The organism is Phenylobacterium sp. NIBR 498073, from assembly GCF_027286305.1.
GTDB lineage: Bacteria > Pseudomonadota > Alphaproteobacteria > Caulobacterales > Caulobacteraceae > Phenylobacterium.
In genome coordinates this window covers 4,161,026-4,183,993 of record NZ_CP114599.1, presented here as the reverse complement: position 1 = coordinate 4,183,993, position 22,968 = coordinate 4,161,026, and the positions used below count along the sequence as shown (strand labels likewise).

General features: G+C 69.8%; 16 protein-coding genes and 1 pseudogene. 7 read left to right on the top strand and 10 right to left on the bottom strand.

Translation table 11 applies throughout. The features are described from left to right. The first annotated feature begins 26 nt into the window (after positions 1 to 26). Together O4N75_RS20730 and O4N75_RS20725 are read left to right on the top strand one after the other, a co-directional pair. Complete coding sequence (locus O4N75_RS20730) at positions 27 to 1,520, top strand: carboxylesterase family protein (RefSeq protein ID WP_269627290.1); 1,494 nt, start codon at positions 27 to 29, stop codon at positions 1,518 to 1,520. Between the two features lie 50 nt (positions 1,521 to 1,570). Next, entirely contained in the window at positions 1,571 to 2,428 is an 858-nt protein-coding gene (locus tag O4N75_RS20725; RefSeq protein WP_269627289.1) for a Ku protein, read from the top strand. Between the two features lie 4 nt (positions 2,429 to 2,432). Here the strand turns inward: O4N75_RS20725 and O4N75_RS20720 are convergent, their stop codons facing one another. The 4 genes and pseudogenes from O4N75_RS20720 to otsB form a co-directional block, all read right to left on the bottom strand. Further along, positions 2,433 to 2,843: an RcnB family protein gene (locus tag O4N75_RS20720; RefSeq protein ID WP_269627288.1), complete on the bottom strand. Its 411-nt coding sequence runs from the start codon at positions 2,841 to 2,843 to the stop codon at positions 2,433 to 2,435. 111 nt (positions 2,844 to 2,954) lie between these two features. Next, complete coding sequence (ligD, locus tag O4N75_RS20715) at positions 2,955 to 5,528, bottom strand: DNA ligase D (RefSeq protein WP_269627287.1); 2,574 nt, start codon at positions 5,526 to 5,528, stop codon at positions 2,955 to 2,957. A gap of 49 nt (positions 5,529 to 5,577) precedes the next feature. Beyond that, positions 5,578 to 6,939 (bottom strand): annotated as a pseudogene (gene otsA / locus O4N75_RS20710) (alpha,alpha-trehalose-phosphate synthase (UDP-forming)); the annotation flags it as partial. Beyond that, positions 6,936 to 7,688 carry a trehalose-phosphatase gene (otsB, locus tag O4N75_RS20705; protein ID WP_269627286.1) on the bottom strand — a complete coding sequence of 251 codons (753 nt, stop codon included), beginning with the start codon at positions 7,686 to 7,688 and terminating at the stop codon, positions 6,936 to 6,938. The pseudogene otsA and the gene otsB, both read right to left, overlap by 4 nt. A 178-nt stretch (positions 7,689 to 7,866) precedes the next feature. Between otsB and zwf the strand changes: the two genes are divergently transcribed. Beyond that, entirely contained in the window at positions 7,867 to 9,336 is a 1,470-nt protein-coding gene (zwf, locus tag O4N75_RS20700; RefSeq protein ID WP_269627285.1) for a glucose-6-phosphate dehydrogenase, read from the top strand. A gap of 10 nt (positions 9,337 to 9,346) precedes the next feature. Here zwf and O4N75_RS20695 read toward each other — a convergent pair whose 3' ends face one another. Both O4N75_RS20695 and O4N75_RS20690 read right to left on the bottom strand, forming a co-directional pair. Beyond that, positions 9,347 to 9,535: a DUF5961 family protein gene (locus O4N75_RS20695; protein ID WP_269627284.1), complete on the bottom strand. Its 189-nt coding sequence runs from the start codon at positions 9,533 to 9,535 to the stop codon at positions 9,347 to 9,349. A gap of 45 nt (positions 9,536 to 9,580) precedes the next feature. Then, entirely contained in the window at positions 9,581 to 11,377 is a 1,797-nt protein-coding gene (locus O4N75_RS20690; protein WP_269627283.1) for a glycoside hydrolase family 15 protein, read from the bottom strand. 145 nt (positions 11,378 to 11,522) lie between these two features. On the opposite strand from O4N75_RS20690, the gene pyk reads away from it, so the two are divergent. Further along, on the top strand, positions 11,523 to 12,941 hold the full coding sequence (gene pyk, locus O4N75_RS20685) for a pyruvate kinase (RefSeq protein ID WP_269627282.1): 1,419 nt from the start codon (positions 11,523 to 11,525) through the stop codon (positions 12,939 to 12,941). Positions 12,942 to 12,947: 6 nt separating this feature from the next. Here the strand turns inward: pyk and O4N75_RS20680 are convergent, their stop codons facing one another. Further along, positions 12,948 to 14,576, bottom strand: a complete 1,629-nt coding sequence (locus O4N75_RS20680; RefSeq protein ID WP_269627281.1) for a GMC family oxidoreductase N-terminal domain-containing protein — start codon at positions 14,574 to 14,576, stop codon at positions 12,948 to 12,950. Positions 14,577 to 14,799: 223 nt separating this feature from the next. On the opposite strand from O4N75_RS20680, the gene O4N75_RS20675 reads away from it, so the two are divergent. Both O4N75_RS20675 and O4N75_RS20670 read left to right on the top strand, forming a co-directional pair. Next, entirely contained in the window at positions 14,800 to 15,615 is an 816-nt protein-coding gene (locus tag O4N75_RS20675) for a TIM barrel protein (protein WP_269627280.1), read from the top strand. 9 nt (positions 15,616 to 15,624) lie between these two features. After that, positions 15,625 to 17,289, top strand: coding sequence for a GMC family oxidoreductase (locus tag O4N75_RS20670; protein ID WP_269629404.1), 1,665 nt, complete (start codon positions 15,625 to 15,627; stop codon positions 17,287 to 17,289). Positions 17,290 to 17,305: 16 nt separating this feature from the next. Here O4N75_RS20670 and O4N75_RS20665 read toward each other — a convergent pair whose 3' ends face one another. Then, the gene (locus O4N75_RS20665) at positions 17,306 to 18,643 is read right to left on the bottom strand and encodes a pyridoxal phosphate-dependent aminotransferase (RefSeq protein ID WP_269627279.1); all 1,338 of its coding nucleotides are present in this window, start codon (positions 18,641 to 18,643) and stop codon (positions 17,306 to 17,308) included. Between the two features lie 218 nt (positions 18,644 to 18,861). On the opposite strand from O4N75_RS20665, the gene O4N75_RS20660 reads away from it, so the two are divergent. Then, positions 18,862 to 19,619, top strand: a protein-coding gene (locus O4N75_RS20660; protein WP_269627278.1) for an IS5 family transposase whose coding sequence is annotated in 2 segments (ribosomal slippage) — positions 18,862 to 19,195 and positions 19,195 to 19,619 — 759 coding nt in all. Because the reading frame shifts where the segments join, the coding sequence is not laid out codon by codon here. A gap of 9 nt (positions 19,620 to 19,628) precedes the next feature. Here the strand turns inward: O4N75_RS20660 and O4N75_RS20655 are convergent. Together O4N75_RS20655 and O4N75_RS20650 are read right to left on the bottom strand one after the other, a co-directional pair. Continuing rightward, a complete protein-coding gene (locus O4N75_RS20655) occupies positions 19,629 to 21,779 on the bottom strand; it encodes an amylo-alpha-1,6-glucosidase (protein ID WP_269627277.1) in 2,151 nt (716 codons plus the stop codon). Positions 21,780 to 21,789: 10 nt separating this feature from the next. Then, on the bottom strand, positions 21,790 to 22,857 hold the full coding sequence (locus O4N75_RS20650) for a glycosyltransferase family 4 protein (RefSeq protein WP_269627276.1): 1,068 nt from the start codon (positions 22,855 to 22,857) through the stop codon (positions 21,790 to 21,792). Positions 22,858 to 22,968 lie beyond the last annotated feature (111 nt).

The following is a 22,968-nucleotide window of genomic DNA, read 5'->3' as shown; positions in this document are numbered from 1 at the left end:
CCCCCGCCGCTCAAGGGGGAAACGCCATGCTGCGTTGGGGTGCGATCGTCTTCGGAAGCCTGGTCCTGGCGGGGACCGCCCAGGCCGCCGACGGGCCGAAGGTCAAGGTCGAGAGCGGGGTGCTGGCCGGCGTCCAGACCGACCGGGCCAAGATCTTCCGCAACGTGCCCTACGCCGCGCCGCCGGTCGGCGCGCTGCGCTGGGCGCCGCCGAGGAAGCCGCTCGCCTGGAATGGCGAGCGGGACGCGACCGCCAACGGCCCCTCGTGTCCGCAGAAGATGAACGCCGACGGCACGCCCAACGAGGGCAGCGCCAACGGGCCGACGAGCGAAGACTGCCTGCAGCTCAACGTCTTCACGCCGCTGGAGGGCAAGAAGGCGCCGGTCATGGTCTGGCTGCACGGCGGCGGTCACAAGACCGGGGCCGGCTGGATCTATGACGGCCAGAATTTCGCCCGCGACGGCGTGGTGCTGGTGGCGATCAACTACCGGCTCGGCCCGCTGGGCTACTTCGCCCATCCGGCGCTGGGCAAGGACCAGGCCGGCAACTACGGCCTGATGGACCAGATCGCGGCGCTGCAGTGGGTCCGGCGCAACATCGCCGCCTTCGGGGGCGATCCGGGCAATGTGGCGGTCTTCGGCGAAAGCGCCGGCGGGGCCAGCACGCTCGCCCTGCTCGCTGCACCGGGCGCCAAGGGCTTGTTCCACAAGGCCGCGGTGCAGTCGGGCGGCGGCTGGAGCGCGCCCAGGACCCTGGCGCAGGAGCAGGCCGAAGGCGCCGCCATGGCCGCCAAGCTCGGCGCGAGCGACCTGACGCAGCTGCGCGCCCTGCCGGCGCAGACCCTGGCCGACGAGGGCGCAGGCGCCGACTACGGCCCGTTCGTCGACGGGCGGGTGCTGAAGCAAACCCCGGCCCAGGCCTTCGCCGCGGGCAAGGCGATCGACGTCCCGCTGATCATCGGGGCCAATTCCGGCGAGGACTCGCTGTTGGGACGCCGCTTGCCGAACGCCGCGGCGATGGCGGTCTCGATCCCCGAGGCGGTGAAAGCCGCCTATCCCGACGAGGCCGCCAAGGGCGACGAGGCCCTGGTCCGCGCCGCCTTCGGCGACCGCTATATGGTCGGCCCGGCCCGCTGGCTGGCGGGCCAGGCGGCCGGCGGCCAGCCGGCCTGGCTCTATCATTTCAGCTATGTCGGCTCGCGCTTCCGGCCGATGGGCGTGACCACCGCCGCTCACGCCGCCGAGATCCAGTACGTGTTCGAATACTGGGGCCGGCGCACGCCGCCCAGCATGGTGGCGGCCGACGACCGGGCCATGGCCACGCTGATGCACGGCTGCTGGGTCGCCTTCGCCAAGAGCGGGGCTCCGGCCTGCGACATCGCCTGGCCGGCCTATGACCGCGCCCGCGACGAACTGGTCGAGTTCGGGGGCCAGAGCGGCCTTCGCGTCGGTTTCCGCCAGCGCCAGCTCGACGCCCAGCAATTGGACGTGCTGCCCGACCTGGCCTTGCCCGAGAACTGAATCGCCAAGCTCGGCGTTCTGGGACTCTGGCCGCAGGGGAGTCTTGGAACATGGCCGCGCGTCCGACCTGGCAGGGCTATCTGCGCCTGTCGCTGGTGAGCTGCCCGGTGGCGCTCTACACCGCGACCTCGCGCAGCGCCGACGTCTCCTTCAACATGCTGCACAAGGAGACCCACAACCGCATCCGCATGATCCCCACCGACCCGGAGACCGGGCCGGTCGATCGGGCCGACATCGTCAAGGGCTACGAGGTCGAGAAGGGCCGCTACGTCGTCGTCACCGACGAGGAGATCAAGAACGTCCGGCTGGAGACGACCCGCACCATCGACATCGAGCGGTTCGTCGATGCGGCCGAGATCGACCGGCTCTACTGGAACGACCCCTATTTTTTGGCGCCCGACGGGGACATGGCGGCCGAGGCCTTCGGGGTGATCCGCGAGGCGATGGAGGGGGCCGGCAAGCTGGCCCTGGCCCGGGTGGTGATGCACCAGCGCGAGCGGCTGATGGCGCTGGAGCCGCGCGACCAGGGAATCCTCGCCTACAGCCTGCGCAACAACAAGGAGGTGAAGGACCCAGCCGAGTTCTTCGACCGCATTCCCGACGTCAAGGCCGACCCGAAGATGGTCGCCATCGCCGAGAAGATCATCGAACAACTCGAGGGCCCGTTCGACCCCAGCGAGTTCAACGACCGCTACGAGGACGCCCTGCGCAAGCTGATCGCCGAGAAGGAGGCCCACCACGGCGTCGTCTCGAAGGTCGAGGAGCCGAAGGAGGCCGAGGTCATCGACCTGATGGAGGCCCTTCGCCGCAGCCTCGGGGAGGGCGGGCCGCGGCGCAAGAGCGACCCCCGCGGCGGCGGCAAGAAGGCCGCGCCGCGCAAGACGCCCGCCCGCAAGCGGGCGTCCTGACGGCCTACTGGAACATCCCCACGATGACCGAGGCGATGATGCCGGTCGCCGCGGCGGTCAGCACCACGTCGTTGTCGACGCGGGTGTAGTAGTAGCCGCGCGGCGGCGGGGGCAGACGGTAGTAGTTGTAGTTGCTGATCCGGTAGCGGTCGGCGCGATAGGCCGGCGGCAGCCGGTCGCCGCGGTTCCAGTGACGGTAGTGATAACCCGGCGGGCGGTGATAGGCGGCGGCGCGGTACTTGCGCTCGGCCTTGCGCACGTCGCGGTCGTACTTGCGTTCGGCCTTGTCCATGCGCTTGTCGTAGTGGCGCTCGGCGTGGTCGCGACGATCGTCGCCGCGGTACGGCTGAGCGGAGGCGACGCCCGCGCTGGCCAGGACCGACAGGGCGACGGCGGCGGTCAGAAACTTCCTCATAAGCTCTCTCCTATCGAACTGAGAGCCATCATGAGGGAGCGTGCTTGAGCCTTAGCTGAACCGTGCTGTTCGGGTCGGGTTCATCTTCGCGGCGAAGCTGCGGCCAATGTGTCAGCTCAGACGCTTGATTGCGGCTTCCAGCGACCGCTCGCCCTCGGCGTAATCGGCCCAGGCGTTGGTCTTGGCCAGCAGCGCCGGCGCGGTGCGGATCGTGTAGCGGCGCGGATCGAGGCCGGCGCGGACCTGGCTCCAGGTCAGCGGGAACGACACCGTGGCGCCGTCGCGGGCGCGGGGGGAGAGCGGCGCGACCGCCGTCGAAAGCCGGTCGTTGCGCAGGTAGTCCAGGAATATCCGCCCCTGGCGCAGCTTCTTGGCCATGTTCGCCACATAGAGGGCCGGCTCGTCGGCCGCCATCTGCTCGCAGAGCTTCTTGGCGAAGGCCTTGGCCGTCGGCCAGTCCAGCTCGCCCTTCGACGGGGCCAGCGGCGTCACCACGTGCAGGCCCTTGCCGCCGGTGGTCTTGCAGAAGGCGATGAGCCCCAGGTCCTCCAGCCGGTCGCGCACGTCGCGGGCTGCTGCGACCACGGCGTCGAAGTCGACGTCGGGGCCGGGGTCGAGGTCGAAGATCAGCCGTCCGGGGGTCTCCGGCGCGTGCGGGCGGCAGTTCCAGGGGTGGTACTCGGCCGCGCCGATCTGGGCCAGGGCGGCCAGGGCCTCGACGCGGTCGACCTGCAGATAGGCGGCGTGGTCGCCGAACACCTCGACCTGCGAGAGCAGCGGCGAGGCGCCCTTGCCGGCGTGGCGCTGGAAAAACTGCTCCCCGCCCAGCCCGTCCGGAATGCGGATGATCGAGCAGGGCCGCCCCTCGATGTGCGGCATCATCCACGGGCCGACCGCCTCCAGGTAGCGTGCGAGCTCGAGCTTGGTGACCGGCGCGTCGCTGTCGGCCGAGTTCGGCCACAGCGCCTTGTCGGGGCTGGAGATGGTCACGCCCATCACGATCGAATCGCCCATGCGCTTGCTCCGCTGCGCCGGCTTATCGGGATTGGACAGGGCGGCGGCTTCGGTCTCGACCTCGCCGGCCGGCTTGTCCTCGCGGAGGCCCTTGAACGCGCCTTGCCGCACCGCGCCACCGTCGGTGTAGCCGGCGAACTCGATTTCGGCGACCAGTTCGGGCCGCGCCCAGTTGATGTCGCCGTCCTTGCGCGGCGCTCCGGGGCCGCTGAACGGACTGTCGGCGCTCGCAACCGCTTCCAGTCGGGGCAGAAGGCGGCTGACCACGGCGCTGCTGAAGCCGGTTCCGACCCGGCCGGCATAGACCAATGCGCCGTCCTGGTAGCGTCCGACCAGCAGCGAGCGCAGGCGGCCCTTCTCGCCGGTCCAGCCGCCGATCACCACCTCGTCGCCGGGGCGCAGCTTGGCCTTGCTCCAGGTGTCGCTGCGGCCCGATCGATAAGGTGCGGCCAGGCGCTTGGAGACGATACCTTCCAGGTCGAGCCTCTGGGCCGAGCGCCAGACCGCCTCGCCGGACGTCTCGAAGTGCTCGACGTAGCGGATGGCGTCGTCGCGCCCGTCGAGCAAGGTCTTGAGCCGCGCCTTTCGCTCGCTAAGCGGCAGCTCGCGCAGGTCCTCGCCGTCCTCGAACAGCAGGTCGAAGGCGTAGTAGATCAGCTCGTCGCTGCGTCCGTCGGACAGCGCGGCCTGCAACGCCGCAAAGCTCAACTTGTCGTCGCCGTCCAAGGCCACGGCCTCGCCGTCGAGGATGCAGTCGGGCAAGCCGGCGGCGGCGTCGGCGAGGGCCTGAAAGCGTTCGGTCCAGTCCAGCCCCTTGCGCGTGCGCAGCCGGGCCGCGCCGTCGGCGACGCGCAGCTGCATGCGGTAGCCGTCGAACTTCACTTCATGCGCCCAGCCCGAGCCGTTCGGCGGCCTGTCCTGCGTGCGGCAGAGCTGCGGTTCGATGAAGTCCGGCATCGCAGCGGTCTTGCGCTTGGCCGGTTTGGGCGGGGGGGCGGACGCCGGCGCGCCGCGCGGCTTGGACTGCCAGACGCCGTCGGCCTTGCCCTTGGCGGTGGTGATGAACGGCTTGGGCGCCTTGCCCGCGCCTGCGGCGATGTCGGCCATGGAGCGGCCGGAGGCTACGGACGTGTCGTTGTCCTTGAGCAGGGCGTCGTCGTCGCCTTCGCGGGCGAACTGGTCGCGGTGCTTGATCAGCAGCCAGTTGGTCTTGTCGCCGCCATCGCGGTCGGTCTTCATGCGGACCAGGACGAACCCGCCGTGCAGGCGGTCGCCCGCCAGCACGATCTTCAGGTCGCCCTTCTCGAGGCCCTGGTGCGGGTCGGTTCCCGGCTCTGGCGCCCAGTAGCCGCGGTCCCACAGCATGACGCTGCCGCCGCCGTACTGGTCCTTGGGGATCGTGCCCTCGAAATCGCCGTAGTCGAGCGGGTGGTCCTCGACCTCGACGGCCAGCCTACGTTCGTGGGGGTCGAGGGAGGGGCCCTTGGTCACCGCCCAGGACTTGAAGACCCCGTCCAGTTCCAGTCGGAAGTCGTAATGCAGCCGGGTCGCGGCGTGCTTCTGGATCACGTAGCGCAGGTGGGCCGCCGGTTTGACCTTCGCCCGGCCGCTCGGTTCGGCCGTCCGACTGAAGTCCCGCATGGACTGATAGCGGGCGAGCTTGTTCGCCATAGAAGGGTCCCTCGGCGGTCCGCACGCGGTCGGCCTCGCGGGTGGCGGCGAGCGCGCGCACGAACGCGTCGCGCCAGGCGGTGACGTCTTCGCGCTGGACGTTGTCGAAGAGAGCGCGCCAGCGCTCAATTCGCTCCATCAGGTCCATGGACAGCGCCCGGTGCAGAGCCTCGGCGATCTCCTCGGGGCTGTTGGGATTGACGATCAGGGCGCTCTTCAGCTGGTTGGCGGCGCCGGCGAAGCGCGAGAGCACCAGCACGCCGGGATCGGTCGGGTCCTGGGCGGCGACGAACTCCTTGGCCACTAGGTTCATGCCGTCGCGCAGCGGCGTCACCAACGCGACCTTGGCGGCGCGGTAGATGCCGGCCAGCTCGTCGCGGCGATAGTTACGGTTGACGTAGCGAACCGGGTTCCAGTCGATGTCGGCGTACTCGCCATTGATCCGGCCCGACAGCGCGTCCAGCCGGGCGCGGATTTCGCGGTAGGCCTCGACGCCCTCGCGGCTGATCGGGGCGATCTGCAGGAACAGCACCTCGCGGCGCAGTTCGGGATGCGCGGCCAGCAGCCGCTCAAAGCCCAGGAACCGCTCCTCCACCCCCTTGGAGTAGTCGAGCCGGTCGACGCCGATGACCATCTTCCGAAAGGCGGTGTGGGCGGCCATGACGTCGTGAGTGCGCCGCGCGGTGGCGCTCTGGCTCAGCTCGGCGAAGTCCTGGGCGTCGATTCCGATCGGGAAGGCCCCGGTCCGCAAGGTGCGGCCGAAGGCGCGCAGCTGATCCTCGCCGGCGGCGACGCCGCGCGCCTCGTTCAGTACGTACTCCTCGAACGCCTGCCGATACTCCGGGGTCTGGAAGCCGACGAGGTCGTAGGCGAACAGCGCCTCGACCAGCTGGCGGTGCCGCGGCAGGGTGATCAGCAGTTGGTGCGCCGGCCAGGGGATGTGCAGGAAGAAGCCGATCCGGTTCTTGATCCCCAGTTCGCGCAGTTCGCGGGCCAGCGGGATCAGGTGGTAGTCATGCACCCAGATCAGGTCGCCTTCCTCGATCAGCGGAGCGAGGGTCTCGGCGAAGCGGCGATTGACCCGCTGGTAGCCCTCGTCGAACGAGCGGTCGTACGCGGTCAGGTCCTGGCGGTAGTGGAACAGCGGCCACAGGGTCTTGTTGGCGTAGCCGTTGTAGTACTCGTTGAGATCGGCCTCCTCGAGGTCGACGGTCGCGACGGTCACCCCGTCGACGCGCTGGAGGTTGAGTTGGCCGCTGAACTCCGGCGCGGTCTTGCCGCTCCAGCCGAACCACAGGCCCGAATATTCGCGCAGCGCCGCGGCCAGGGCCATCGCCAGTCCGCCGACCGTCTCCTCGCCCTTGCCGGCGGGCGGGGTGACGCGGTTGGAGACGACGATCAGGCGGCTCACGTCGCGCCCTCCAGCCAGGACAGGGCCTCCTCGACCCCGTCCATGCGGTAGATCGCGGTGGTGCGGCGCTGCGGCCCGATCAGCACGCCGTATCCGCCCATCTGGCGGACCGCGAAGAAACCATGCTCGTCGGTGAGGTCGTCGCCCAGGAAGATCGGTTGGGCCCCCTTGAACGGGGCCTCGGTCATGAAGGCGCGGATGGCGTCGCCCTTGCTGGCCCCTGGGGTGCGCAGCTCGACCACCATGTCGCCGGGCTGAAGGGTCAGGCCGGTGACGGTCGCCAGCCGCTCGGCCAGGTCGACGGCGTCCTGGGCGCGATCGGGCGCCAGCCGGTAGTGCAGGGTCAGGCTCAGCGACTTGTCCTCGACCAGCAGCCGCGGATCGCCGGCGGCGAAGTCCTTGAGGGTGGCCCGGGCCGAGGCCAGGCCCGGGTGCGGCGGCGCTTCTCCGACCACCCCGCGCGCGTCCCGCCGCACCAGACCGTGGATCGCCGCGGCGCAGGCGACGCGGCCTTCCAGGATGCGGTCGATGTCGTCCAGCGAGCGGCCGCTGACCACGGCCAGCCGACCGTTCATGCGGCTCGCCAGCCGGCTCAGCAGGTCGTTGCGCCGCCGATCGGGACCGACGTCCTCGGGACGCTCGGCGATCGGGGCCAGCGTTCCGTCGAGGTCTAGAAACAGCGCCGCGCCCTCCAGGGCGAGCCGGGACGGGGGCCGATCAAGGCCAATGCTCAGTTCGTCGATACTCATATGCACCTTTGCCCCGCAGCCGAACGACAAACGTCCGACCGGCCGGATCGATCCGGTGAGGGTCGGGGCCTAAATCCACCTCTGGTGGGAAATGGGTTGGTCAGAAGGGCTTGACGTCGCACGTGCGAACGCCGCTATGCGCACACGAAGACGTTTTCTCGCGAAAAGGTGACATCAGATGGCCGAGCAGCCCCTCGCCGACGTGATCGTGCTCTTCGGCGGTACAGGCGATCTCGCCCAGAAAATGCTCTTCCCGTCGCTCTATAATCTGGATGCGGACGGTTTCCTGGCCGAGAGCTTCGGCATCATCGCCACCGCCCGCGCGGAGATGACGCGCGAGGCGTTCGTCGCCCAGATCAAGGACGCGGTGTCGGCCCGGGTCGGCGGCGGCGGGCTGGACCCGAAGATCTGGGCGCGGTTCGAACAGCGCCTCCAGTACGTCGGCGCCGACGCCACCACCCCGGCCGGGGCGGCCGAACTGAAGGCGGCGCTCGGCGGGGCCAAGACCCCGATCTACTACCTGGCCCTGTCGCCCAGCATCTACGGCCGCGTCTGCGCGGCCCTGGCCGACGCCGGCATGGCCGGGCCCGGCACCCGCATCGTGCTGGAAAAGCCGATCGGCCGCGACCTCGAGAGCTCGAAGGTGATCAACGGCGCGGTGGCCGCGGTCTTCCCCGAAGAGAGCATCTTCCGGATCGACCACTACCTCGGCAAGGAGACGGTGCAGAACCTGCTGGCGCTGCGCTTCGCCAACACCCTGTTCGAGCCGCTGTGGAACAACCTGACCATCGACCACGTGCAGATCACCGTGGCCGAGACCGAGGGGGTCGGCGACCGCTGGCCCTATTACGACGAGTACGGCGCGCTGCGCGACATGGTGCAGAACCATATGCTGCAGCTGCTCTGCCTGGTGGCGATGGAGCCGCCCTCGGACATGGAGCCGGACAGCGTCCGCAACGAGAAGGTCAAGGTGCTGCGTTCGCTGCGCCCGGTGACCCGCGCCGACGTTCAGACCGTCAGTGTCCGCGGCCAGTACACGCCGGGAGTCACCTCCGGCGCGGCGGTCTCCGGCTACGAAGCCGAGCGCGGCCAGCCGACCGGGACCGAGACCTTCGTGGCGCTGCGCGCCGACATCGACAACTGGCGCTGGGCCGGCGTGCCGTTCTTCCTGCGCACCGGCAAGCGGCTGCCCGAGCGGCGCACCCAGATCGCCATCCAGTTCAAGCCGGTGCCGCACTCGATCTTCGAGGGCGCCGCCAAGGCCGACCTGGCCGCCAACCGCCTGGTCATCGACCTGCAGCCCGACGAAGACATCGAGCTGCTGCTGATGAACAAGGCCCCGGGGCTGTCGGAGCGCGGCATGCGCCTGCAGTCGCTGCCGCTGTCGCTGTCGTTGGCCAAGGCCTATAGCGGCCCCAATTCGCGCCGCCGCATCGCCTATGAGCGGCTGATCCTCGACGTCATCCAGAACAACAGCACGCTGTTCGTCCGCCGTGACGAGGTCGAGCGCGCCTGGGAATGGATCGACGGCGTGGCCGACGCCTGGCGGGAATCGTCGATGACCCCCAAGCCCTACGCCGCGGGCAGCTGGGGACCGGCCGGCGCCTTCGCCCTGATCGAGCGCTCGGGCCGGGCCTGGTACGACTAGCCCCGGATAGCTAGTCCAAGTCGATGTGGAAGCGGCGCCGTTCGCCGCTCTCGCAGTCGGTCAGCTCGACCTCGCCCTCATGAACGAGGTCGACGAATTCCAGCGCCGCATCTTCGAAGCTCGCGCCAAGAATCTCGCGCGTGGCGCCGCTGGCGGCGCGCGCCTCGAAGCGGTGCAGGGTTTCGGTGGCGTGGAACATGGGGCCGGCCTTTCAGCGTGACCCCACGAGCATCCGCCGATTCGGCTAGCGCACCGACGACCACGGCCGCGACAACATCGTCGCACAGTTGATCAGCCCGACCAGCGAGTAGGTCTGCGGGTAGTTGCCCCAGAGCTCGGCGCCGTCGAAGGCGATGTCCTCTGACAGCAGGCCGGCGGCGGTGCGCCGTTCCAGCATCTCCTCGAACAGCTGTCGGGCCTCGTCGGAGCGGCCCGACAGGTGCAGCGCCTCGATGAGCCAGAACGTGCAGAAATTGAATGCTGTCTTGGGCTCGCCGAAGTCGTCGGGGATGGCGTAGCGCAGCATGTACGGGCCGCGGCGCAGGCCCTTTTCGACCGCCGCGATGGTCGCGGCCATGCGCGGATCGTCGGGACTGACGAAGCGCACGTCGACCAGCTGCAGCAGGCTGGCGTCCAGCTCCTCGCCCTCGAAGGTGGCGGCGAAGCGGCCGAGCTTGGGGTTCCAGGCGCGGGTCTCGATCGCGGTCCGGACCTGGGCGGCGCGGGCGTTCCAGTGGTCGGCGCGGTCGGCCAGGCCGAGCTTGGCGGCGGCGTTGCCGAGCCGGTCGCAGGCGGCCCAGCACATCACCGCCGAATAGGTGTGGATGCTCTCGCGGCCGCGGAACTCCCAGAGGCTGGCGTCCGGCTTGTCGTGCATCTCGAAGGCGCGCTCGCCGACCCGCTCCAGGGCCCGGAAATCCTCGACCGTCGCGGGCCGCAGCAGGCGCTCGTCGAAGAAGGCCTGCACGGTCGACAGGATGATTTGTCCGTACACGTCGTGTTGCAGGTGCTCGTGCGCCTGGTTGCCGATCCGCACCGGCCCCATGCCGCGATAGCCGGGCAGGTGCTCGGCGAAGTGTTCGGTCAGGGCCGGCTCCATGCCGACGCCGTAGAGCGGCTGAACGTGGCCGCCGCGGGTGCGGTCGATCAGGTTGCGCAGGTAGCCGAGATAGTTCTCCAGCATGTCGGCCGCGCCCAGCCGGTTCAGGGCCTGGACCACGTAATAGGCGTCGCGCAGCCAGCAGTAGCGGTAGTCCCAGTTGCGGCCGCTCTCGGCGTGCTCGGGGATCGAGGTGGTCAGGGCCGCGACGATGGCCCCGGTCTCCTCGTGGGCGCAGAGCTTGAGGGTGATGGCCGAGCGGATCACCGCCTCCTGCCACTCCAGCGGCACGGCCAGGTTCCGCACCCAGCCGCGCCAGTAGGCGGTGGTCTCGCCCAGCATCCGCTCGCAGGTCGCGGCGAGGTCGGCGTCGAAGCCCTCGTCGGGGCCAAGGAACATCGCCACCGGCTGCTCCAGCCGGAACAGGCGCTCGGCGGTGATGTGCGAGACCGGTGCATCGGTGGTCAGTCGCAGGGTGGTCTCGCCGCCGACGAAGCGGATGTGGTTGGAGCCGGTCGTGCGCTCGGCCGGGCGTTCGCCCCAGTTGACCATCGGCCGCGCGCGGATGCGGATCTTCGGCGTGCCGACCAGCGGGCGCACCAGGCGGATAATGGCGAGGGGGCGATAAATCCTGCCGAACTGCCGATAGCGGGGGCAGAAGTCGATGATCTGGACCATCGCCCCGTCGGCGTCGGTGATCTCGGTGCAGAGCACCGGGGTGTTGCGCAGATAGCTCTGGGCGACGTGCGCCTGGTTCTCGACCTGGACGTCCCAAAACCCATGGGCGTCGGGGTTTGCTTCGGGGGCGTCGCCGAGCAGGGCGCAGAACATGGGGTCGCCGTCGACGCGGGGCGCGCAGGCCCAGGCCAGTCGTCCGGCGCGGTCGATGAGGCCGCTGGCCGCGCAGTTGCCGATCGGGAAGAGGTCGAGAGTCTGGGTCATTCGTCAGGAATTCGCGAAGCGCCTCCAGGTTCTTGCCGATTGTGCCGTCCGGCCGTTCTCGAATCGACCCCGATCGGGGAAAGACTCCCTTCCGCCGCGGGTTGGGCCATAGTGCGACCGACCCGAACCAGCAGATGGAGGCCAGATGATCCGCGCCCGCCGCGCCCGCATTGTCGCGACCCTGGGACCCGCCAGCCGCGAGGCCGGCAAGGTCGTGCAACTCGCCATGGCCGGCGCGGACGTGTTCCGCGTGAACTTCAGCCACGGCGTGCATGAGGACCATGCGCGGACCATCGCCAATGTCCGCGCCGCCGAGGCGGCGGTGGGCCGGCCGCTGGCGGTGCTGGCCGACCTGCAGGGCCCGAAGATCCGGCTGGGCGAGTTCGCCGACCGCAGCGTGCGGCTGAAGGTCGGCCAGGACTTCCGGCTCGACGTCTCCGAGGAGCTGGGCGACGCCAGCCGCGTGGGCGTGCCGCTGGCCGAGGTGTTCAGCGTGCTGCGGCCGGGCTCGGACATCCTGCTCGACGACGGCAAGGTGCGGCTGCGGGTGCGCCGCAACGGCCCCGGCTTCGCCGAGACCGAGGTGATATCCGGCGAGGCCCTCTCGAACCACAAGGGCCTGAACCTGCCGGGCCACGCCATTCCGGTGCCTGCCCTGACCGCCAAGGACCGTGAGGATCTGGCCTTCGCGCTGCAGCAGAACGTCGACTGGGTGGCGCTGAGCTTCGTGCAACGCGCCTCGGACATGGCCGAGCTGCGCCAGATCGTGCAGGGCCGCGCCGCGGTGCTCGCCAAGATCGAAAAGCCGGCGGCGATCGAGGCGCTCGACGAGATCCTCGACCTCTGCGACGGGGTGATGGTGGCGCGCGGCGACCTCGGCGTGGAGCTGAACCCCGAGGACGTGCCGGTGGTGCAGAAATCGCTGGTCCGCGCCGCGCGCACGCGCGGCATCCCGGTGATCATCGCCACCCAGATGCTCGAGTCGATGATCCACGCCCCGACCCCGACGCGGGCCGAGGCCTCCGACGTGGCCGGCGCGGTCTACGAGGGCGCCGACGCGGTGATGCTGTCGGCCGAGACCGCCGCCGGCGAATTTCCGGTCGAGGCGGTGACGATCATGAACCGCATCCTGACGAGGGTGGAGCAGGACCCGCGCTGGCCCGAGCTGATGCGCGCCGAGTACCCGGTCGAGGACGCTGACGCCGACGCCCTGGTGGCGGCCGCCAGCCGCGCGGCCGAGACCGCCTCGACCGCCTGCATCGCGGCCTTCACCACGACTGGGCGCACGGCCTTGCGGCTGGCGCGCGAGCGGCCGCTGCAGCCGACCCTGGCCCTGACCCCGAACCTGCACGCCGCGCGCAAGCTGGCTCTGGTCTGGGGGGTGGAGCCGCGGGTGGTCCCGCAGGTCGGCGACGCCGAGGAACTGGCCAAGCTGGCCGTCGACCAGGCGATGGCCGCCGACCTGGCCCAGCCCAACCAGCGGGTGATCATCCTGGCCGGCCTGCCGATGGGTTCGCCCGGCGCGGCCAACATCCTGCGCATCGCCCACGCCCCGCGGCGCTAAGCGGGCCTAACGCGCGTCCTCAAGCGCCAGGCGCGCGCCGCGCTCGGCGATCATGATGGTCGGGGTGTTGGTGTTGCCCGAGGTGATGGTCGGCATCACCGAGGCGTCGATCACCCGCAGGCGCTCCAGGCCGATCGCCCTTAGGCGCCCGTCGACCACCGCCGCCGGGTCGGACGGCAGGCCCATCCTGGCGGTCCCGACCGGGTGGAAGATCGTCGTGCCGATGTCGCCGGCGGCCCGGGCCAGGGAGGCCTCGTCGTCGCCCACGGACGGGCCCGGCAGGTGCTCCTGCGGCGAGAAGCGCGCCAGCGCGGACTGGGCCATCAGCCGGCGGGTCACGCGGATCGCATCGGCGGCCACGCGCTGGTCCTCGGGCGTGGCCAGATAGTTCGGCGCGATGCGCGGCGCGGCGGCCGGATCGCGCGAGCGCAGGCGCACCGTCCCGCGCGATGTCGGGCGCAGGTTGCAGGCCGAGACCGTCACCGCCGGGAACCGATGCAGCGGCTCGCCGAACCGGTCCAGGGACAGCGGCTGGACGTGGAACTGGATGTTCGCGCGCTCGTGCTCGGGCGACGAAGTCGTGAAGATGCCGAGCTGCGACGGGGCCATGGTCAGCGGTCCGCGCCGGAACAGCGCGTACTCGGCTCCCATCAGCCCGCGGCCCAGCAGCGAGTGGTAGGTTTCGTTCAGGGTCCTTACGCCGTGGACCCGATAGATGGCCCGCTGCTGCAGATGGTCCTGCAGGTTGCGGCCCACCCCCGGGCGGTCGGCGACCACCGGCACGCCCAGTTCGCCCAGCCAGTCGGCGGGGCCGACCCCCGACAGCTGCAGGATCTGCGGCGAGCCGATCGCGCCGGCGGCCAGGATCACCTCGCCCTGCGCGCGGGCCTCGAACGTTCGGCCGCCGCGCCGGAAGCGGACGCCGACCGCACGGACGCCCTCGAACAGCACCCGCTCGACCAGGACGCCGGTCTCCAGGCGCAGGTTCGGACGCGCCAGCGCCGGCTTCAGGAAGCCCCGCGCCGCCGACCAGCGCAGGCCGCGCTTCTGGTTGACGTGGAACAGGCCGACGCCGGTGTTGTCGCCGGTGTTGAAGTCGAGCGTGGCGGGGATCCCCATTTCATTGGCCGCCTGCGCGATAGCGTCCAGCACGGTCCAGCGCACCCGCGGCGCCTCGACCCGCCATTCGCCGCCGACGCCGTGATGTTCGCCCTCGCCCAGGAAGTGGTCGTCCAGGCGGCGGAAGATCGGCTGTACGTCGTCCCAGCCCCAGCCCGTCAGGCCGAGCTGGCGCCAGTGGTCGTAGTCGGCGGTCTGGCCGCGCATGGAGATCATGGCGTTGATCGCCGAGCTGCCGCCGATCACCTTGCCCCGCGGATACTTGAGCGACCGTCCGTTCAGGCCCGGTTCGGTCTCGGTCTCGAACATCCAGTCCGAGCGGGGATTGCCGATGGCGAACAGGTAGCCGACCGGGATGTGGAACCACATCCAGTCGTCGCGGCCGCCGGCCTCCAGCAGCAGCACGCGGTTGCGCGGATCCTGCGACAGCCGGTTGGCCAGCACGCAGCCGGCCGAGCCTGCGCCGACCACGATGTAGTCGTATGCGCCTTCGAACGGGACTGCTTCCTCGACCATGCCCTTCCATCGGCGACCGCGGGCCGTTCGCCAAGCCCCTTCGGTCGGTCGCTCGCCCTGGGCGCTGCGTGCTGCGCGCGCGCCGCGCCGAACGAGGCTTGCAGTGTAATCGATTGTCTGGACACTGGCGCCCAACGAGCGACGGCTGCGCGGGGCGGACCGGCGGCCACAGGGCGGAGGCCAAGGTGAACACCGAGAACGGGCGGATCGGCCTGACGGCCCCGTGGCGGCGGATGCGGCCGGTCGCATCGGACACTGGCGCCTCGTGATGCGGCAGAGCTTTACCTGGTGGTCGTTCACGATGGGCCGGGACGTCGAGCCGGAAGCTTTTTTGCGCGACGCGGCGGGGGCTGGCGCGCAAGGCGTCGAGATGCTGCCGCAAGCCCATTGGCCGATCGCGCGCGACCTCGGGCTCGAACTGGTGACGGTCACCGGCCACAAGCTGGAGGAAGGCTTCAACGACCCGGCCCGCCATGAGGGGCTGCAGGGCGACGTGCGGCGGATGATCGACACGGCGGCCGAGGGCGGGGCCCTGGCGGTGATCGTGTTCGCGGGAAATCGGTTCGGCGACGGCGACGACGATCGAGCCATCGCCGCCTGCGTGGAGGGCCTCGCGCCCGTAGCGGCGCATGCGCATGGCGCGGGGGTGCGGCTGCTGATCGAGCTGCTCAACAGCAAGGTCGATCATCCAGGGCAGCAGTGCGATCGGACCGCGTTCGGGGCGCAGGTCGTGCGGGGGGTCGGCTCGCCGGCCCTGAAGCTGCTCTATGACGGCTATCATATGCAGTTGATGGAGGGCGACCTCAGCCGCACCATCAAGGCGAACTTTGACCTGATCGGACATGTGCACACGGCCGGCGCGCCCGGGCGGCGGGACCTGGACGACAGGCAGGAGATCAACTGGCGCGGCGTCGCCGGCCTGCTCCGCCATCTCGGCTATGACCAGTGGGTCGGCCATGAGTTCATTCCGCGCGGCGAGCCGATCGCCGCGCTCAAAGAGGCCGTGGCGCTGTTCGATGCGCCCGGACGCGAGGCGTAAGGTTTGACGATGCAGTTCGACGCGATCGTGGTGGGGTCAGGCATCAGCGGCGGCTGGGTCGCCAAGGAGCTGTGCGAACGCGGCCTCAAGGTGCTGATGCTGGAGCGCGGGCCGCATATCGAGCACGGGGCCGATTACAGCCACGAGGAGGCCGGACGACTGCGCTGGCGCGACGACCAGATTCCGCTCGAGGAGCGGGAGCTGCACTACCCGTATTACGACAGCGTGAGCTACGCGCTGTTCAATTCGAACAAGAAGTTCTGGGCCAGCGATCACGACCATCCGTACGAGACGGCCCCCGGAAAGCCCTATCGCTGGATCCGCGGCTACCACCTCGGCGGCCGTTCGCTCACCTGGGCGCGGCAGTCCTATCGCTGGGCGCCGGCGGATTTCGAATCCAATCTGAAGGACGGGCACGGGGTCGACTGGCCCATCCGCTACGAAGACCTGGAACCCTGGTACGACCACGTCGAGGCCTTCGTCGGGGTCAGCGGCAATTACGACGAGGTCCCGCAGTTGCCGGACGGCGATTTCCTGCCGCCGTTCCCGTTCAACTGCGTCGAGGAGGACGCCCAGGGCCGCATCGAGGCGGCGTTCCCGACGCGGCGCTTCCTGATGGGTCGCTGCGCGAACCTGAGCCGGGTGGCCAAGCCGCAGATGGATCTGGGGCGCAAGCGCTGCGAGGGCTATGTGCGCTGCCACCACGGCTGTCCGCTGGGGGCGGCGTTCTCGACCCAGGCCGCGACGCTGCCGGCGGCGCGGGCGACCGGCAACCTGACCGTGATCACCGACACCATCGTCGAGAGCGTGGTCTATGACGCCGCGGCCGGGCGGGTCACGGGCGTGCGGGCGATCGACCGGCTGAGCAAGGTCGCTACGACCTACGAGGCCAGGATGGTGTTCCTCAACGCCTCGGCGATCAACTCGGCGGCGCTGCTGCTGAACTCGCGCTCGGAGGCGTTCCCGCGCGGGCTGGCCAACGGCAGCGACCAGGTCGGGCGCAACCTGATGGACCATGTCGGCTGCGGCCAGATCGTCGGGACCTATCGGGCCGGTTTCGAGGACCAGCCCTGGCAGGCCGACCGGCCGACCGGCATCTACATCCCACGCTATTCGGGGATCACAGAGACCGACAAGCCCTACCTGCGCGGCTTCGGCATGCAGGGTGGGGCGCGCAAGATCCGCCGCAGGGACGGCGAGGGGCGCGCCTGGGTGCTGTCGCTGGGGCCGTTCGGCGAGGTGCTGCCCGATCCGGAGAACCGGGTGACGCTGTCGGCCTCGCGGGTCGACAGCTGGGGGATCCCGCTGCCGCGCATCGAGGCCGCGCACGGGGCCAACGAGCAGGCGATGATGCGCGAGGCGGCCCGCGACGCCGCCGCCATGCTGGCCGCCGCCGGTTGCACTGACATCACCCCCTGGGAGGAGGCGGGCGCCCAGCTCACGCCGCCAGGCGACCGCATCCACGAGATGGGCACGGCCCGCATGGGCCGCGATCCGGCGACGTCGGTCTTCAACGGCTGGGGCCAGGCGCATGAGGCGCCGAACCTATTCTGCTCCGACGGCGCGGTGATGGCCTCCAGCGCGTCGATGAACCCCTCGCTCACCTACATGGCGCTCTCGGCCCGCACAGCCAACTACGCGGCCGACCTGCTCGAACAGGGAGCGCTCTCGTAAGGCCCGGGCTAGGGCCCTACGCCGCCGAGACGCTGGCCGTGACAGCGCTCTCGGCCTTGGCGCTGGCGAGATAGGCGCGCAGGGCCGCGGCCAGGTCGAAGAGCAAGGTCTCGAACTTGCCCTCGTCGGCCTCCAGCAGGGTGAATCGGAAGCCCTGCAGGTCGGAGTTGAAGCCGGTGGAGAGCGGCACCACGCAGATGCCGGTGCTGGCCAGCAGGTGCAGCACGAACCGCTGGTCCAGCGCCGCGCTCAGGTGCGGGGCGATGATCGCCGAGGCGACCTCGGAGGCCGGCAGCGACTGCGCCAGGTCCAGGGCCCCGTGCCGGAACACCGCGGTCATGTAGAAGGCGCCGCGGGCCGGGTGGATGGTCAATTCCGGGATCGCCGACAGAACCTCGACGGCGCGCTTGGCGCGGCGGTCGTAGGCCGAGACGCGCTGCTCCAGGTACGGATAGTAGCGCGGATCGCCCATCACCCGCGGCAGCACCCGCTGGGGCAGGGTGGTGGCGCAGACCTCGAGCATCTTGGTTTCGAGCAGCGAGCGGGCGAAGCGGTCGAAATCGGCGTCGCGGTCACGGTTGTAGACCTCGATCCAACCGCAGCGGGCGCCTGGCCAGGGGAACTCCTTGGAGATCCCACGCATGGCGATGGCCGGCACCTCGCCGATCACCGAGGCCAGCTTGCGCATGTCCGAGCCGGGGTAGGCGAGGTTCGAATAGATCTCGTCGGAGATCAGGAACAGGCCGTAGCGGCGGGCGATGTCGACGATCGCCGCCAGGGTTTCCTGCGGATAGACGAAGCCGGTCGGGTTGTCGGGATTGATGATCAGGATGGCGGCGATCTGCGGATTGGCCGCGACCTTGGATTCCAGGTCGGCCAGGTCCGGCTTCCAGCCGTTCTGCGGATCCAGGCGATAGGTGATGTGCGGGGCGCCGGCGTGGGCGGCCTCGGCCGAGGAGTGGGTCGGATAGGCCGGGTTCGGCCCGATCACCCGCGCGGCCGGATGCAGCGCGCCGTAGATCGTCGAGATGGCGTCGCCCAGGCCGTTGAAGAACAGGATGTCCTCGGCGGTGATCTGGATGCCGCCTTCCAGGTTGCGCTCGTTGGCGATGTAGGCGCGGGTGTCGTCCAGGCCGCGGGTCGGCGAATAGGCGAAGCTCAGGTCGTCGGCGGCCACTTCGCCGACGATCTCCTTGATCCAGGCCGGCGGGTTCTCGCCCTTGGCCACCGGGTCGCCGATGTTCTCCCAGCGGATCGGCTGGCCTGCGGCGGCGATGGCCTTGGCGACCTCCACGATCTGGCGGATTTCGTAGCGGAGGTTGTCGGCCCCAGGATGGACAATGGCGGTGCGCAAGGCGGTTTGCTCGATCGAACTAAGCTCGGGCGGTTCTGATCCTAGATTGCGAAGGCGAACGCAAGCCGCGCATCACCGCAGGGGCCCACGGACGCCGTCGATGCGGGCCTCGCCAATGGAGGCGCCATCGCCGTTCCAGCGCCCTAGGGTCTGTACTCAATAGGGTCTAGCGCGGCGTTGGCGTTGCTGATTCAAGGATTCCGGAAGGAGCCTTGGATATGGCGAAGCAGGTTCAGTGGCTTAGCGACGAAGAATGGGCTCGGATCGAGCCGTTGCTTCCGCGAGGTCGTAAGGGCGCCCATCGGGTGGATGATCGCCGGGTGATCTCGGGCATTGTCCATATGCTGAAGAGCGGAGCTCGCTGGCGCGATTGCCCACCGGAGTTCGGGCCCTACACGACCGTCTACAACCGTTTCAACCGCTGGAGCCGCCAGGGGCTCTGGCTGCAGATGTTTGAGGCGCTGACGGGCCACACCGGCATCTATGGCGCGGCGATCGACGCTACCCACGTCAGGGCGCACCGGTCGGCGGCGGGCGCAAAAGGGGGGCCTTCCTCCAAGCCATAGGCCGCTCGCGTGGGGGCCGCACCACCAAGATCCATGGCCTGGTCGACGAGCGCGGCCGGCCCAGGGTGCTGCTGCTCAGCGCCGGAAACATCAACGACATCAGCATGGCTCACGCCCTGATCCAGGCCACAGGCCCCTTCCAGAAGCTCCTGGCTGACAAAGGCTACGACGCCGACCATCTGCGCAGGCGGCTCGCCGAGCGCGGGGCCGAGGCGGTGATCCCTTCCACCACCTCTCGCCGAACTCCAATCCCCTACGACGCCAACGCCTATAAGGACCGAAACCGCGTCGAGCGCATGTGGTGCAGGCTAAAAGACTTCCGACGCATCGCTACCCGCTACGACAAGCTCGCAAGGAACTACCTCTCGGCCGTCCTGCTCGCCGCAACCTACGCATACTGGCTCAATTGAGTCCGGACCCTAGCGCACCCGGACCTGGATGCCGGTGCGGCTGCGGCCCTGGACGTCGATGCGCCGGCCGGTGCGTTCGAACAGCAGGTCGACCCATTCCTCGCCGATCCTCAGGCCGTCCACCTCCAGCCGGTCGATGCCGATCGGCAGGCGCGGTTCGCTGACCCGGATTTCGCGGTTCCAGCCGTCGACCGAGAGGCCGAGCACCGCCTGCAACATCATGAAGATCGAGCCGGCGGCCCAGGCCTGGGGCAGGCAGGCGACCGGATAGGCGACCGGCGGCTCGCCGGCCATGCGCGGGAAGCCGCAGAACAGCTCGGGCAGCCGCATCTCGAAGGTGTTGGCGGTCTCGAACAGGCCCGAGGTCAGGTTCACCACCCCTTCGCGCTCGCCGTAGTTGGCCAGGCCCATGGCGCAGACGGCGGTGTCGTGCGGCCAGACCGACCCGTTATGATAGCTCATCGGGTTGAAGCGCGGCTCGCCGTTGGCCAGGGTCCGCACGCCCCAGCCGGAGTCGAAGTCGGCCGACATCAGCCGCTCGACCACCTTGCGACCGCGCTCGGGGCTGGGCAGGCCCGAGAACAGCAGGTGGCCAGGGTTGCTGCTCAGCACGCGGCAGAGCTCGCCCTTGCCGTCGATGGCGATGCCGTAGAACTGGTGCTCCTCCATCCAGAAACGGCGCTCGACCGCGTCGCGGATCTGTTCGGCGCGGGCGGCCCAGCGGGCGGCGTTGTCCTGGTCGCCCCGGTGGTGGGCCAGCCGGGCCATGGCGCGGTAGGCGGCGAAGGCGTAGCCCTGCACCTCGACCAGGGCGATCGGACCGTCCGGGAACCGTCCGTCGGCGTGGAACACGCTATCCTCGGAGTCCTTCCAGCCCTGGTTGGCGAGACCGGAGTCCTTGCCGCGCTTGTAGTCGATCAGGCCGTCGCCGTCGGAATCGCCGAACTGCTCGATCCAGCGGATCGCCGCGGTCAGCGCCGGCCACAGGTCGTCGATCAGCACCAGGTCGCGGGTGCGCTCGGCATAGGCCCCGGCCAGGGCCACGAACAGCGGCGTGGTGTCGACCCCGCCGTAATAACGGGCGAACGGCACCTCGCCCATGGCCGGCATTTCGCCCTTTCGGGTCTCGTGCATGATCTTGCCGGGGGCTGAGTCACGGAAGGCCGACACCTCCTCGGCCTGGTGCGCGGCCAGGTAGGTCAGCACCCCGCGCGCCAGCGACGGCTCGAACCACAGGATCTGCCAGGCGGTGATGATCGCGTCGCGGCCGAAGGCGGTCGAGAACCAGGGGATGCCGGCATAGGGATAGGGGCCGGTCTCCATCCGCGTGGTCAGCAAGGCGAGGTCGGCGCGCGACTTCTCCAGCCACTCGTTGAACAGCCGCCCCGAGCTCTTGATGCGGGCCCCGTGGCGGCGGCGCGCACGCATGTCCCAGCGGGCGCGGGCGGCGGCGTAGCGGAAGCGCTCGCGGCCTGGGGTGGGGGCGCTGCTGGCGCCGATCTCGAGGTAGAGCTCCAGCCGCCCTTCGGGCTGCAGCGAGTACATGTAGTCGGCGCGCTGGCCGCTGATCCGCGCCGGCGGGTCGGAGAAGGTGATCAGGCTGGTGCGCTCGACCCCGTCCAGGCCGTCGTAGCGGAACCGCACGCTGCGGCCGTCGACCGTCGGCGGGTGCAGGCGGCCGCGCTTGTCGCGGTGCAGGCCGCGGACCTCGAACATGTCGCGGAAGTCGGCGCCGAACTCCACCGACAGCGGGATCAGCACCACGTCGCGGCTGTAGTTGACGCAAGCGATCCGCTCGTAGAGCCGCTCCTCCCACAGAAAGCGCTTGCGCTCGACGTGCAGCACGCCGGGCGGCCCCACCCGTCCGCCGGGATAGGGCAGGGCCTGGTTGGCGCCGTGCGAGGTGAAGAAGACGTTGTCCTGGGCGATGGCCGCCGACAGCAGCGAGGGCGGGCGTCCGCCCAGCAGCAGCCGGAGGGTCGACAGGATGCGGGTGTCGTTGTGGAACAGCCCGTCGCCCGCGCCGATGATGTCGCCGAAGGCGTCGGACACCACGAAAGTGTCCTTGTCCTTGAGGGCGAACAGCCGGTGCGGAACCCGAGGTTCGCCCGTCTCACCCGTTTCGACCGGCGCGTCCGGCGCCGGCGCGAGATCGTCCATCGGCCCTACCTCAGGCGCTCGCCGCCAGGGCGACGCCGCGTTCGGGGCGAGCGCCGACCAGCTGGGCGTAGAGGTCGAGATAGCGCCTGGCCATGGCCACGCTCGAGAAGCGCTCGTCGAATCTGCGCCGCACCCCGCGGCGGTTCAAGCTCGGGATCCTGCTGATGGCGTCGATCGCCTCGTCGTCGTTGGCGACGATGAAGCCGGTCACCCCGTCGTCGATCACCTCGGGCACCGAACCGCAGCCATAGGCGATCACCGGCGTGCCGCAGGCCATGGCCTCGATCATCACCAGGCCGAACGGCTCGGGCCAGTCGATCGGGAACAGCAGCGCCCGGGCGCCGCCGAGGAAGTCCGATTTCTCGTCGTCGCCGATCTCGCCGACGAACTCGACCAGCTTCTGGCCGATCAGCAGCGGCTCGATCTTCTCCTGGAAGTAGCGCAGATCGGCGGCGTCGACCTTGGCGGCGATCTTCAGCGGCAGACCGGACCGCCTGGCCAGGGCGATCGCCCGGTCGGGGCGCTTTTCCGGCGAGATCCGCCCGAGGAAGGCGAGGTAGTCGCCCGGGCCGTATCGGGGCTCGTAGAGGTCCGCCTGCATGCCGTGATGCACGGTGCCGGCCCAGTTGGCGAAGGCCAGCGGCTGACGCTGGGCGTCCGAGATCGACACCAGCGGGAACTGCTGCCAGCGCCAGTAGACCCCCGGCAGATCCTTCAGGTCGAGCCGTCCGTGCAGGGTGGTCAGGGTCTTTTCGGCCACGTCCTCGAAGAACGGGAAGTGGATCATGTCGGTGTGCAGGTGGATGATGTCGAACTCGTCGGCGCGGCGGCGCACGTCCCAGAGCATCGACATGTGGGCGGCCAGGTCCGACTTCAGCTGCACCGGATCGAGGCGGATCGCCTGGTCGCGGACCTTGACCAGTTGGGCGTTGGTCTGCGCCTCGGCGCTGGCGAACAGCGTCACCTGATGGCCGAGGTGAACGAGGGCGTCGGTGAGGTGGGCGACCACCCGTTCGGTTCCACCGTAGAAGCGGGGCGGCACGGCCTCATAAAGCGGTGGAACTTGAGCGATCCTCATCACGCGGGCTCCTGGCTGTGGACGGGCGGCGGGCGTCTGGACGCGCCAAGCGACCGCAGGGGTAGTTCGTGACCGCCCGGTCTGGTTCCGAATCAGCCGGCGCTTTTCCGC